This is a genomic window from Mycolicibacterium austroafricanum (assembly GCF_000612725.1).
In the GTDB taxonomy this organism is placed as follows: Bacteria; Actinomycetota; Actinomycetes; order Mycobacteriales; family Mycobacteriaceae; genus Mycobacterium; species Mycobacterium austroafricanum.
On the sequence record NZ_HG964455.1, the window covers coordinates 84,155 to 96,922 of the forward strand.

General features: G+C 69.4%; 10 protein-coding genes and 1 pseudogene. 4 read left to right on the forward strand and 7 right to left on the reverse strand.

Annotated features, from left to right (window positions below; genetic code table 11):
- Positions 1–69: 69 nt before the first annotated feature.
- The 5 genes from BN976_RS20580 to BN976_RS20600 all read right to left on the reverse strand — a co-directional run bounded on the left by BN976_RS20580 (position 70) and on the right by BN976_RS20600 (position 5,181).
- Positions 70–1,230 (reverse strand): lactate 2-monooxygenase, encoded by a 1,161-nt coding sequence (locus tag BN976_RS20580; RefSeq protein ID WP_036373457.1) that lies wholly within the window; start codon positions 1,228–1,230, stop codon positions 70–72.
- Between the two features lie 37 nt (positions 1,231–1,267).
- On the reverse strand, positions 1,268–2,113 hold the full coding sequence (locus BN976_RS20585; RefSeq protein ID WP_036373460.1) for a siderophore-interacting protein: 846 nt from the start codon (positions 2,111–2,113) through the stop codon (positions 1,268–1,270).
- Positions 2,114–2,174: 61 nt separating this feature from the next.
- The gene (gene dprA / locus BN976_RS20590; RefSeq protein ID WP_036373462.1) at positions 2,175–3,302 is read right to left on the reverse strand and encodes a DNA-processing protein DprA; all 1,128 of its coding nucleotides are present in this window, start codon (positions 3,300–3,302) and stop codon (positions 2,175–2,177) included.
- A complete protein-coding gene (locus BN976_RS20595; RefSeq protein ID WP_036374143.1) occupies positions 3,302–4,810 on the reverse strand; it encodes a YifB family Mg chelatase-like AAA ATPase in 1,509 nt (502 codons plus the stop codon). The genes dprA and BN976_RS20595 overlap by 1 nt, the downstream gene beginning before the upstream one ends.
- Positions 4,810–5,181: a YraN family protein gene (locus tag BN976_RS20600; RefSeq protein WP_036374145.1), complete on the reverse strand. Its 372-nt coding sequence runs from the start codon at positions 5,179–5,181 to the stop codon at positions 4,810–4,812. The genes BN976_RS20595 and BN976_RS20600 overlap by 1 nt, the downstream gene beginning before the upstream one ends.
- Positions 5,182–5,433: 252 nt before the next feature.
- Here BN976_RS20600 and BN976_RS20605 point away from each other — a divergent pair, with 252 nt between their 5' ends.
- From BN976_RS20605 to BN976_RS34800, 4 genes and pseudogenes are all read left to right on the forward strand, one after another.
- Positions 5,434–6,549: a helix-turn-helix transcriptional regulator gene (locus BN976_RS20605; protein ID WP_084182345.1), complete on the forward strand. Its 1,116-nt coding sequence runs from the start codon at positions 5,434–5,436 to the stop codon at positions 6,547–6,549.
- Between the two features lie 179 nt (positions 6,550–6,728).
- Complete coding sequence (locus BN976_RS20610; RefSeq protein WP_234935510.1) at positions 6,729–7,295, forward strand: DUF6636 domain-containing protein; 567 nt, start codon at positions 6,729–6,731, stop codon at positions 7,293–7,295.
- A gap of 102 nt (positions 7,296–7,397) precedes the next feature.
- Positions 7,398–8,240 (forward strand): DUF1206 domain-containing protein, encoded by an 843-nt coding sequence (locus tag BN976_RS20615; RefSeq protein ID WP_036373465.1) that lies wholly within the window; start codon positions 7,398–7,400, stop codon positions 8,238–8,240.
- Positions 8,241–8,625: 385 nt separating this feature from the next.
- Positions 8,626–9,720, forward strand: a pseudogene (locus tag BN976_RS34800) (AMP-binding protein); the annotation flags it as partial.
- A gap of 1,017 nt (positions 9,721–10,737) precedes the next feature.
- Here the strand turns inward: BN976_RS34800 and BN976_RS32785 are convergent.
- A complete protein-coding gene (locus BN976_RS32785; protein ID WP_084182346.1) occupies positions 10,738–11,559 on the reverse strand; it encodes an acyl-CoA thioesterase in 822 nt (273 codons plus the stop codon).
- Positions 11,556–12,764, reverse strand: coding sequence for a CoA transferase (locus tag BN976_RS20630; protein ID WP_036373471.1), 1,209 nt, complete (start codon positions 12,762–12,764; stop codon positions 11,556–11,558). Before BN976_RS20630 ends, BN976_RS32785 begins: the two co-directional genes overlap by 4 nt.
- Positions 12,765–12,768 lie beyond the last annotated feature (4 nt).

Below are 12,768 nucleotides of genomic sequence, written 5' to 3' on the forward strand. Positions count from 1 at the left end.
TTCCCGGGTCGCTGCGCTCCTGCCCGCCGGTCTGCACTCCCCTACCGTGGCAGACCGCGGCGCGCGGGGTCAGATGACGCGCCGCAATGTGTCCGGGGTGAGATCTGCGAGGCTGCGGTAGCCGTCGACGGCCATGATCAGATCCGCCTCGGCCAGCAGCGAGCGCAGCACGTGCACGATGCCGTCCTCGCCTCCGATGGCCAGACCGTAGGCGTAGGGCCGGCCCACCCCGACAGCAGTGGCGCCCAATGCGAGCGCCTTGACGATGTCGGCGCCGCTGCGGATCCCGGAGTCGAAGAGCACCGGCAGTCCGTCGGCGGCCTCGACCACGCCGGGCAGGCAGTCGAGCGCGGGCAGACCACCGTTGGCCTGGCGACCCCCGTGGGTGGAGCAGTAAATGCCGTCGACACCGGCGTCTTTGGCGCGGCGGACGTCGTCGGGGTGACACAGCCCCTTGAGCACCAGCGGCAGGTCGGTCAGCGACCGCAGCCACGGCAGATCCTCCCAGGTCAGCGCATTGCCAAACTGCGCGACCCACTGCAGCACCGCAGCCTGCATGTTCTCCTCGGGCGGCTGGGACAAGGCGGCGCGGAACACCGGATCGCTGGTGTAGTTGGCCAGGCAGCGGCCCCGCAGCTGCGGGAAGTTCGACATCGCCAGGTCGCGGGGTCGCCAGCCGGGGATCCAGGTGTCGAGCGTGACGATGATCGCCTTGTACCCCGCGGCTTCTGCGCGGTCGACCAGGCTGGCCGCCAGGTCCCGGTCGGTCGGCGTGTAGAGCTGGAAAAAGCCCGGGGTGTCACCGAATTCGGCGGCGACGTCCTCCAGCGGATCCTCGGTGAGCGTGGAGACGGTCATCGGCACCCCGGTGCGGGCCGCGGCGCGGGCCGCCGCCAGATCGCCGTGCCCGTTCTGCGAGCAGATCCCGATGACGCCGATCGGCGCCATGAACAGCGGCGAGGGCAGCGTCATCCCGAACAGGTCGACGGTCAGGTCGCGCTCGGTGGCGCCGACAAGCATCCGCGGTATCAGGCCCCAACGGTCGAAAGCGGTCCGGTTGGCGCGCTGGGTCTGCTCGTCGCCCGCGCCGCCCACGACGTAGGACCACACCGACGGCGGCATCGCCGACTCGGCCTTGGCCTCCCAGCCGGCGTAGTCCATGGGAAGGTTCGGCAGGACACCGGACAGGCCCTGCAGGTAGATCTCGAGCTGGTAGTTGCCGAAGGTCATGCCGCCTAGCGTGCCATCGACGCCCGGCTTCACACCGCTATTTCGCCTCGGCCTCGGCGAGTTCGCGCTTCCACTGCCGGAACGTCTCCTCGGTGCGACCCCGCCGCCAGTATCCGGAGATCGACGACGCCCACTTGGCGTCGACACCCCGTTCCTTGCGGATGTAGGGCCGCAGGTTGTGCATCACCGCCTGGGCCTCGCCGTGGATGAACACCTGAACCTGCCCCGGCAGCCACGGCGCCTCCTTGACCGCTGCGATCAACGGCGCGTGGTCGCCGGCGCTGTCCTCGGGCGCCAGGTCGGCACGGCCGCCGCGGTAGACCCACGACACGTCGACACCGGCGGGCGCCTTGAGCTCGATCTCGTCGTCCGGGCCGGCGACCTCGATGAAGACCTTGCCGATCGCATTGTCGGGCAACGCTTCCAACGCGGCGCTGATTGCGGGCAGGGCCGACTCGTCACCGGCGAAAAGGTACCAGTCGGCGGCAGGGTCGGGCGCATACGCGCCGCTCGGGCCCATCACGAACAGCCGCCGGCCAGGGGTTGCCGACGCCGCCCACGGACCGGCGACGCCGTGCTCGCCGTGCACGACGAAGTCGACGGTGATCTCGCGTTGCGCGGGGTCGGCGTGGCGGACCGTGTACGTGCGCACGACCGGCCGATGCTGGGGCGGCAGCGCGTCGAAGCTGTCCAGCGTCAGAGGCTGCTCTAACGACGACACGTCGACGTCGTCGCCGACGAACACCAACTTGACGTAGGAGTCCGTGAAATCACTGGGGGTGAACGTGTCGAAACCGTTGCCGCCGAGCACAACTCGTACGACATGGGGGGCCAGTTGCTCGGTGCGCACCACCTCGAAGGTGTGCACGGGACGTCCTGCCACTTCACTTCCTTTGCTCAGCTGTCCTTGACGACTATACGAGCGCTCCCCGCGGCACAGGCGGCTAGCGTTTGCTGAGCCTCCAGCAGCCGTCCTCCTGCACGGCCATGCCACGGATGCTCAGCATCGCCAGCGGCGCGAGCACATCTGTCGCGGGCATCCCCGCGGCGACGGCGATCTCATCGACGGTGCGGGTGCCGCGTCCCGGCAACGCCTCGAATACGGTGAGTTCGTCGTCGTCGAGGTCGTCGACCGTGGCGGCGGGACGCTCGCGATCGGGAGCGAACTCGCCGCTGCGGCCCATCACCTCGACCACCTCGGAGGCACGCGTCACGAGCTGCGCCTTACCGCCTCGGATCAACTCGTGGCAGCCTATCGACGACGACGAGGTGATGGGCCCAGGCACCGCGCACACCTGCCGGCCCAACGCCTCGGCCCAAGCTGCCGTGTTGGCCGCGCCGCTGCGCACCCCGGCCTCGACAACCACCGTTGCCCTCCCGAACGCGGCCACCAACCTGTTGCGAGTGAGGAACTGTCGCCGGGTCGGACGTGTTCCCGGCGGGTACTCACTGACCAGCAGACCATGACGGCCCACCCGGTGCAGCAAGGCGGAATGCCCTGCGGGATAGGGCACATCCAGCCCGGAGGCCAGCACCGCCACCGTCTCTCCGTCGGAGGCCAGGGCCGCGCGATGCGCTGCCCCATCGATGCCGTACGCCCCGCCTGACACCACCGCGACGTTGCGCTCGACCAGTCCCGCCGCGAAGTCCGCGGTGACGTATTCGCCGTACGACGTCGCCGCCCTCGTCCCGACGATCGCGACGCTGCGGTCGGTGGTGTCGCACAGCTGTGACGGCCCCAGCACCCACAACACCAACGGTGAGAGCGCCTGCGGCCGCTTGTCGCAATCGACGGATCTGAAAGCCATGAACGCCAGGAACGGCCATTCGTCGTCCTCCGCAGTGATCAGACGACCGCCCATCCGGTCCAGAATTGCCAAATCCTGCTCGGCGCGGTCCACGTCATGCCGCGCTTCGGTGGCCCGCTTCAGAGCGGGGTCTACATCGCGGCGGCGGATGCGGTCGGCGGTGGCGACCGCGCCTTCCGCGGACACCAGTTCGGCGATACGGCGATTGGGTGGTTCGGCCACCCTGGACAGGTATGCCCACGCCCGGCGCGTGATCTCGTCCATCAGACTGTGCCACCCTGTCGGAAACTCATCGCCTTCGCGACGTCCTCTCTGTTCGGCGACGTACGGCCGGCCAGGTCACACAGCGTCCAGGCGACCCGCATTGTGCGATCCATGCCCCGGATGCTGATCGCCCCGCGATCCACCGCCGTGCGCAGCGGTTTCATCGCCATCGGGCTCAGCCGGAACCGGCGGCGCAGCAACGAGCCGCCGACTTCGGCATTGGTGGTGATCCCGTGCTGAAGCCAACGTTCTCTGGCCGCCTCGCGTGCCGCCCAGACCCTTTTGCGGACAACCGCACTCGATTCACCCTCGTCATCTGAAAAGGTGCCCTCCCGGGACGCGTGCATCTCGACGCGCAGGTCGACACGGTCTACCAACGGTCCGGACAGCTTGCTGCGATAACGCCGCCGTTCGGCCGCGCCGCACTGACAGTCGCGTGGATCGGGCGGGGCGCACGGACACAGATTGGCGGCGAGGACGAGTTGGATCCGGCACTGGTAGCGCGCGACACCGTCGCTGCGCGCCAACCTGATCTCGCCGTCCTCCAGCGGTGTGCGAAGCGCCTCCAGCGCGGCGGAGCTGACCTCGGCGAACTCGTCGAGGAACAGCACGCCGCGGTGCGCCCGGCTGACCGCACCGGGACGGGCGAGCCCGCTACCCCCGCCGACCAGCGCCGCGACACTGGAGGTGTGGTGCGGCGCCACGAACGGTGGCCGGGTGATCAACGGGGCGTCACCGGTCAACAGTCCCGCCACCGAATGAATCGCCGTGACCTCCAACGACTCGGCAAGGGTCAGCGGTGGAAGCAGCCCCGGAAGCCGCTGCGCCAGCATGGTTTTGCCGACTCCCGGCGGCCCCGTCATCAAGAGATTGTGGCCGCCGGCCGCCGCGACCTCGACGGCGTAACGAGCCTGGGTCTGCCCGACCACGTCGCTGAGATCGGCCACGGACTCCGGGGCTTGTTCCCTGTGCTCGGCACGCGCGTGCAGATCGCCTTTGCCGGCAAGCCAGGACTGCAGCTGCCCCAAACTGCCGACACCCCACACGTCGATGCCGTCGACGAGGCTGGCCTCGGCCAGGTTCTCGACAGGCACAACCACCGTGGGCCAGCCCTGGCGCTGCGCGGCGAGCACAGCGGGCAGCACGCCTTTGACCGGCCGCACCCGCCCGTCGAGCGCGAGCTCCCCCAGCAGCACCGCCTTCTCCAACCGCGGCCAGGACTTCCTGCCGTGCGCCGACAGCACGGCCGCCGCGAGGGCCACGTCGTACACCGAGCCCATCTTCGGCAACGTCGCCGGCGACAAAGCCAGCGTGAGACGGGTCATCGGCCACTCGAAGCCGCAGTTGTTGATGGCGGCACGGACCCGGTCGCGCGACTCCCGCAGCGCGGCGTCGGCCAACCCGACCAGATTCACCACCGGCAGACCCGAGGAGATGTCCGCCTCGATCTCCACGATCTCGCCCTCGACCCCGCGCACCGCCACCGAGAACGCCCTGCCCAGCGCCATCACCCCACCCCCTGGATGTGGGTGATCTCCGGGGTGCGTCGTCGCCCGATGCGGACGGTGACGACATCGATGCGGATCGAGTCCCAACGTGCGGCCTGCGCGGCCAGCCACAGCCCGGCCAGGCGACGCAACCGGCGTACCTTGGCCGGGGTCACGGCCTGCGCGACGCCCCCGAACTGGTCGGTGGTGCGCGTCTTCACCTCGACGAACACCACCGCACGCGCCGCGTCGTCGGCGGCGATGACGTCCAGTTCGCCGTAGCGGCACCGCCAGTTGCGCGCCACCACCCGCAACCCCAGCCCCTGGAGGTAGTTCACCGCGAGCTGTTCGCCCAGCGCCCCGATCTCGGCGCGGCTCTCTGTTCTGGTCATGCCGTCACAGTGCCGACGGTCGCCGACATTGTCGCCGGATCCATCCCCAATCCCGGATCCATCCACAGACACCGGCAAAGCGGTGTCATCGGCGTCAAATCCGGGGTATGCGGGACGGTCGATCACGTTGACCACTCGGACATCGAATTTGCCTGTGTCACTTTGGCAATGGCGCCTGCGGCACCGTGCGGACCTGTTGACGCCGAGGGAAATCGCAGGATCGTGGGTGGTGAGACTTGCTAGCATCGACGCATGGGGGCTGATGCGCGGATACGCGCTCGCCGCGACGTCACGAGACTCGCCCACCGAGGTCTGGGCGTGCGGGAGTTCTCGCTGGCCGCCGCCCGCGCCATCCGGCCCGCTTTGCCGTTTCAAGGTCTGTGCATGCTGACCTTCGACCCGGCCACGCTGCTGCAGACCAGTGAGGTGACCGAGAACGGTCTCCCCGAGGTGGCGTACCCGCAGATGACCGAAATCGAGGTCGCCAAGCCCGATTTCAACAAGTTCACCGATTTGGCGCGCGCAGAACGTCCCGCGGCCAGCCTGAGTGCGGCGACGGAGGGAGATCTCGATCGCAGCCTGCGCCAGCGCGAGGTTCGGGGTCCCCATGGGTGGTTGGGCGATGAACTGCGCGTGGCCTTGGTGACCGGAGCGTCGACCTGGGGCGGCATGACGTTGCTGCGCGACAGCGGTTCCCATTTCACCGCTGCCGACGTCGACTTTCTGGCCTCACTGTCACGTCACCTGGCCGAGGGGGTTCGACGCTCGATCGCGTTGACCGCGGTCACGGAATCCCCGGAGCAGACCGACACGGGTCTGATCTTGATCGGCGACGACAACTCGGTCGCGATGGCCAATGATGCCGCGCACGAATGGATGGACCAGATCCGCTTTGCGACCGGGGACACGACGCCGCTCCCGCCGGCAGTCCATGCGGCGGTCGGCCGCGCCCGCAGCGTCGCCGCCGGGGAAGCGGTCGGCGACGCAGTCGTCCGTGTCCGCGCGCGCTCAGGACAATGGCTGGTGGTGAGCGCATCCGTGCTCGGCGAACCGCCGAGCACCCATGTGGCTGTGGTCTTCGAGCCCGCCCGGCCGCATCAACTCGCGCCGCTCATCGCCGACGCCTACGGCCTCACCGACCGCGAGCGTGCGCTGATTGAGCTTGTCGCGCAGGGGTTTTCGACGGTCGAGATCGCCGACCGGCTGCATCTGGCGCAGTACACGGTGCAGGACCACCTCAAGTCGATCTTCGACAAGGCCGGTGTGAACACCCGCGGTGCACTCGTCGCGCGGATCTTCTTCGCCGATTACGCGCCGCGGCTCGCCAGCGGCGCGTCGATCGCGTCCACCGGGTGGTTCACCCGCTAGCCGCTCGGCCGCGGCGCGTAGCAGCCAACCCGCAACTGACATCCGATACCCCAGAGTTCTGGGATCGCCTGACACCACTGCCGTCGACAGACTGGATGAGGTGGTCGGCGATGAGCGCCGGATGTGTCGACCGATCTGCCTGCAACCGATGCCGAACCGGCCGAAAGGCGGCGACCGAAATGAACGACGCGAACCGAAGTACACGACACGCAGGAATCTGCGCGGCTGTTGCCGGCGTGGTCACGGTGACCGTGCTCGCCGGATGTAACGGTTCCTCCGACTGGAGGCCCGAAGGCTTCGCCGCATCCGTCGGGCAGACCCGCACCGCGGTGGCGACCCAAACACTCGACAAGTCGCTCAAACTCGCGCCGGTCGGCATCGAGTTCACCCACTTCGCCTCGCCTACCGGAAACATCGAATGCGTGATCACCAGCTCGGACGGCACAGACGCGGTCGCCCGCAGCGTTCGATGCGATATCGACGAGCGGGACTGGTCGCCGCCGCCTGAACCCGCCGATTGCGAGCTCGACTACGGGCACGCCGTCGTCCTGGGGCCCGGTGCGCCGGCCGAGTTCCTGTGCGCGGGGGACACCACCATCGGCAGCGGCGGCGAACCACTGCCATACGGTGGGACGATCACCATCGGGCTCATTCGCTGCGAGAGCGCGCCGTCGGGCGTCAGTTGCCGCGACATCGCGTCCGGCAACGGCTTTTCGATGTCCCGTCAGGAGTATCGATTCTTCTGACCACCCGCACGCGGCCTCGACACCGGCGACGCTTCCCGACATCGCAGTTTCATCCGCGTCAAATCTGGGGTATCCGGGACCATCACCGACCAGGAGGACCCGATGGCCACCCGCCCTTCAGCATCGTCGCTGCACCGCTCCGCCCACGGCGCCGCCGACCGCGCGACCGACAGTGACGCCTTCGAATACCTGGCCCGGGCGGGATTCGCCGCCAGCGGTGTGCTGCACCTGCTGGTCGGCTTCATCATCGCCCAGCTGGCCTTCCTGGGCACGGGTGGCAACGCCGACCAGTCCGGCGCACTGGCGACGCTGGCGAGTCAGACCGGCGGCACGGTCATCCTGTGGGCCGCCGCGGCCGGTCTGGTGGCGCTGGGACTGTGGCGCATCGCCGAAGCGGTGATCGGCGCCAAACCCGGCGAGAGCTCCGGCCGCGCCGGCGACAAACCCGCCTGGAAACGCGCGAAATCCGTGGGCCTGGCCGTGGTCAACTTCGCGATCGCCTTCTCGGCCGCCCGGTACGCGATGGGAACCGGCCAGTCCAGCGCCCAACAGAATGCGGGTCTGTCCGCCCAGCTCATGCAGTCGGGGTGGGGCAAAGCGCTGCTGATCGCCGTCGGGGTGGGTGTCGTCGCGGTCGGCGCCTACCACGTGTACAAGGGCGTATCGGAGAAGTTCCTCGACGACCTGAGGGTCTCGGGCGGCACCGCCGTCACCGCCGTCGGCGTCACCGGGTACGTCGCCAAGGGCCTCGTCCTGGCCGGCGCCGGGCTGCTCGTCGTCATCGCCACCCTGCAGGCCGACCCGTCGAAGGCCACCGGCCTCGACGCCGCAGTCAAAACCCTAGGTCAGGCGCCGTTCGGCAAGGTGGCGCTGATCGCGGCGGCGGCGGGCATCGCCGCGTTCGGCGCATACAGCTTCGTCAGGAGCCGGTACGGCCGGATGTGACCCGACGGGCTTGAAGTGAGGCGAGGGTATCCTCACCCGGGTGAGCCCGCTGGTCGATCATCTGCGCAGTCACGGTGACCGTCCTGCGGTGCTCACCGCGGACCAGCAGCTCAACTACCGCGAACTCGCCGAGATGGTCGAGAGCTTCGCACACACGCTCGGACGGCGACGCCGGCTGGTGCTGCTGGAAACCCGCAACGATGTCGCGACGGTCGTCCGCCACCTGGGCGCGTTGGCCGGTCGCCATGTTGTCCTCCCGGTCCCGGCGGGCCGCGATCACACCAACCTGATCACCACCTACCGGCCCGACGTCGTCATCGACGCCGCAGGTGTGCACGTCCGCTCCGAGGCCGCGCACGAGCTGCACGACGATCTGGCCCTGCTCATGTCGACGTCGGGCAGCACCGGTTCCCCCAAACTCGTCAGGCTTTCCCGAACCAACCTGACCGCCAACGCCGGATCGATCGCCGAGTACCTGCAGATCCGCGAAACCGACCGCGCCGCAACCACCCTGCCGATGTCGTACTGCTACGGCCTGTCGGTGGTTCACAGCCACCTGCTGGTGGGTGCGGCGCTGATCATGACCGAGCAATCGGTGGCCGACGACGACTTCTGGGAGCTGTTCACCCGTCACCGCGGCACCACGTTCGCCGGTGTCCCGTACACGTTCGAGCTTCTGGACCGGATCGGCTTCGCGTCGATGCGGCTGCCGCATCTGCGCTATGTCACCCAGGCCGGGGGTCGGATGCCGCCCGAACGGGTGCGGGAGTACGCCGCACTGGCCGACCGTCGGGGTTGGCAGTTGTTCGTGATGTACGGGGCCACCGAGGCCACCGCCCGGATGGCCTACCTGCCACCGGATCTCGCACTCACCCGGAGCAACGCCATCGGGCGCCCGGTGCCCGGCGGATCGTTCTCCCTCGAACCCCTCGACGAATGGCCGGAGGTCGGCACCGGCGAACTGGTGTACCGGGGCGCCAACGTGATGATGGGTTACGCCGACGAACCGGCAGATCTCGCGCGCGGCGCCACCCTCGACGCGCTTCGCACCGGTGACATCGCCCGTCGGGACGAGCACGGACTGTACGAAATCATCGGCCGCAGAAGCCGTTTCGTCAAGATGTACGGGCTGCGAATCGACCTGCAGCAGCTTGAGAACACGCTGAGCGAGGCGGGGGTCCGCGCCCTGTGCACCGACAACGGGGACCGTCTGGCCGTGGTCGCCGGCGCCGGGCACGACCCCGACGACGTGCGCCGCACCGCGGCCGGAGCGGCCGGGGTGCCCGCCGGCGCCGTCGACGTCGCGTGCGTGCACGAGCTTCCTACGCTGCCCTCCGGCAAGCCCGACTACCCGACGGCCCGGGTGTTGGCTGCCGGTGCGCCGCGCAGGACGCAGCACGAAGGGGACCTGCGGCGGATGTTCGCCGACGTCCTGCACCTCGACCCGGCCGAGATCACCGAGGACGCCAGCTTCGTCGACCTCGGCGGCAACTCACTGACGTACGTGACACTGTCGGTGCGGCTGGAACGCGCGCTGGGCCGGTTGCCCGCCGACTGGCCGCGGTTGCCGCTGCGCGAGCTGCAGAACCTGCCCGCGCCGAGTCGTCGATGGTGGCAGTTCTGGGGCAGCACCCTGGAAACCAGCGTCGCGCTGCGCGCGGTCGCGATCGTGTTGATCGTCGGGTCACACGCCGAGCTCTTCGAGCTGTGGGGTGGTGCGCACATCCTGCTCGGGGTGGCGGGCTACAACTTCGGCCGGTTCTGCCTGACCCCGCTGCCGCGTCCGGTACGCATCAGGCATCTGCGCACCACGATCGCCTGGATCGCGATCCCCTCGGCGCTGTGGGTGGCGTTCGCGCTCGTCGTCACCGACGACTACCACGCGTCGAACCTGTTGCTGGCCAACAAGTTCCTCGGACCGCACGACAGCATGACCGCCGGGCGGCTGTGGTTCGTCGAGGTCCTGGTGTGGACGTTGATCGCGCTGGCGGTGCTGTTCTGCATCCCGGCGGTGGACCGGCTCGAACGCCGCCATCCGTTCGCACTCGCGATCACGTTCCTGGCGTTCGGCATGGCGCTGCGCTACGGCGTCGTCGGCATCGACGAGGGCCGCGATGCCTGGTTCTCGATGCTCGCGTTCTGGTTCTTCGCCGCGGGCTGGGCCGCATCCAAGGCGTCCACCGTCTGGCAGCGCGCCGCCGTGACGGCCGTGCTGGTCGTCGGCCTGCACGGCTATTTCGACGACACCCTGCGCCAACTCCTGGTGCTCACCGGCCTCGCCCTGTTGATCTGGCTGCCCGCGGTGCGCTGCCCGGCGGGTATCGCGGTGGTGGCCGGCGTGGTGGCCGAGGCCTCGCTGTACATCTACCTGACGCACTACCAGGTCTATCCGCTGTTCGGCAGCCACGAGCTGGTGGGCGTGGTCGCCGCCGTCGTGGTCGGCATCACGGTCTCGGCGGCGGTCACGCTGGCGCGGCAATGGTGGGGTGACCGCAGCTCAGCCGGCCGGATGCGTCGCGGGCTCCCGCTCGGCGACGAGCCCCTCCTGGACCAGGGTGGCGGCGAGGACGCCGTCGGAACGGATCAGGCACGCGGTCACGACGCCGCGGCCCCGCGCCGCGGCCGGTGAGCGGCATTCGAGCAGGTTCCACTGGTCGGCACGGACCTCTCGGTGGAACCAGACCGACGAGTCGGTGGTACCGCTGCGGTGGGTTCGCGATCGCATCGAGTGTCCATGTACCTGCAGCGCGGGGTCGATCAGGTACACGTCGGTGACGTAGACGGCGATCAGCGTGTGCAGCAGCGGATCGTCGGGGAGGTCGACGGTGGCCCGCCACCACAGCCGCCTGACGAACTCCTCGCCATGTCCGTCGTCGACGAGGCGGAGGTCGAGCTCGTGCAGCGGCATCGACGGCGCGGGACCGGCCGGCCCGGTGCGTGGAAGCGACTCCGGATCGGCACCACCGAGATCACGCTGACCGTGCTCCGGCCCGGGTAGGGCGGCCGCGAAAGACACTGTGGCCGTGGTCAGAAGCCTTCCGTTCTGGGTCGAGTCGACCCGCCGCGACGCCGCGGTGCGGCCGTCGTAGATCTGCTCCACCCGGTAGTCGACCGGGTCGCCGGCCTCGCCGCCGCGCAGGAACTGCAGGTGCATCGCGGTCGGCGCCTTGGCGGGCTCGACGGTGCGGGCGGCCGCCGCCAGGCTCTGCGCCGCCAGTTGCCCGCCATAGGCCCGTTTGCCCGCAGGCCCGCCGGCCCGGCCCCGCCAACTCTGCGGCCCGGCCCCGGTGACGTCGAGCAGGCCGAGGAGTGTGCTCACGCGACGGTGCCCGCCCCGAACAGGTCGTCGATCCGGCCGCGATCCATGGCCAACCAGTCCCCCAATACCGCGGCGGTGTCGTCACCGAGTGTCGGCGCGGGCGCCGCCGCCGGGTAGGCGCCGTTGATCGACAGCGGCAGCCCCGCCGCGAGGTAGCGGCCCACCCGCGGCTGATCGAGCTCGGTGAACAGTGGGTTGTCGGTGACCCGCGGGTCGGCGGCGGTCTCACCGAACGTCTGGTAGCGCTCCCACAGCACCGACGTCGCCGACAACGCGGCGGCGACCTCGGCACCTGTGTGCGAGGTGAACCATTCGGCGAACAACCCGCTCAGCGCTTCCCTGTGCCGGTACCGCTCACCCTCGTCGGAGAAGTCCGCACCGAGCGAATCTGCCAGCGCAGCAACGGCTTCGGTGGTTCCGGTGAGCGCGGTCAGGTCGCGGAAGTGGCGGCCGGTCAGGGCCACCACCATGTAGGAGATCCCGTCGCTGCTGGTGAAGTTCTGGCCATAGGTGCCGTACACCGCGTTGCCGATGCGTTGGCGTGACGTGCCGTTGATCATCGCCTCGGTGAGCAGACTGAGGTTTCCCGCGGTCGCCAGCGCAACGTTCTCCAGCGGGATGCTGATCTGCTGCCCGTGTCCGGTGGCGTCACGGTGGCGCAGGGCGGTGACCACCGACAGCGCCGCGTAGATACCGCAGGTGACGTCCCAGGCCGGCAGCACGTGGTTGACGGGCGTGGTGAGCTCGGGGGGCCCCGTGACCAACGGGAATCCGATGGCGGCGTTGACCGTGTAGTCGACCCCGGTCCCGCCGTCGTGTCGCCCGGACACCTCGACGTGGATCAGATCGGGCCGGATCTGGCGTAGAGCATCGTAGGAATGCCATTGCCGGCCAGCGACATTGGTGATGAAGACCCCGCTGTCGGCGATCAGGCGGGCGACGAGTTCCTGGCCGGCCTCAGAGCGCATGTCGACCGCCAGCGAGCGTTTGCCCTTGTTCAGGCCCGCCCAGTAGATGCTGTCGCCGGCCTCGGTGAGCGGCCAGCGCTTGTAGTCGGCGGCGCCGCCGACCGGGTCGACGCGCAGCACCTCGGCGCCGAGCTGGGCCAACGTCATCCCCGCCAACGGCACCGCGACGAAGCTCGAGATCTCGACGACCCGCACTCCGGCCAGGGGCCGCGCCGGGTCAGGCGCTGGTTCGGTCATCCGC

What these genes read in the sequence shown, in the direction of transcription:
- BN976_RS20580 (WP_036373457.1), bottom strand. Translation starts at nt 1,230, where the DNA reads ATGACCTTCGGCAACTACCAGCTCGAGATCTACCTGCAGGGCCTGTCC.
- dprA (WP_036373462.1), bottom strand. Translation starts at nt 3,302, where the DNA reads ATGGACGAGATCACGCGCCGGGCGTGGGCATACCTGTCCAGGGTGGCC.
- BN976_RS20595 (WP_036374143.1), bottom strand. Translation starts at nt 4,810, where the DNA reads ATGGCGCTGGGCAGGGCGTTCTCGGTGGCGGTGCGCGGGGTCGAGGGC.
- BN976_RS20600 (WP_036374145.1), bottom strand. Translation starts at nt 5,181, where the DNA reads ATGACCAGAACAGAGAGCCGCGCCGAGATCGGGGCGCTGGGCGAACAG.
- BN976_RS20605 (WP_084182345.1), top strand. Translation starts at nt 5,434, where the DNA reads ATGGGGGCTGATGCGCGGATACGCGCTCGCCGCGACGTCACGAGACTC.
- BN976_RS20610 (WP_234935510.1), top strand. Translation starts at nt 6,729, where the DNA reads ATGAACGACGCGAACCGAAGTACACGACACGCAGGAATCTGCGCGGCT.
- BN976_RS20615 (WP_036373465.1), top strand. Translation starts at nt 7,398, where the DNA reads ATGGCCACCCGCCCTTCAGCATCGTCGCTGCACCGCTCCGCCCACGGC.
- BN976_RS20630 (WP_036373471.1), bottom strand. Translation starts at nt 12,764, where the DNA reads ATGACCGAACCAGCGCCTGACCCGGCGCGGCCCCTGGCCGGAGTGCGG.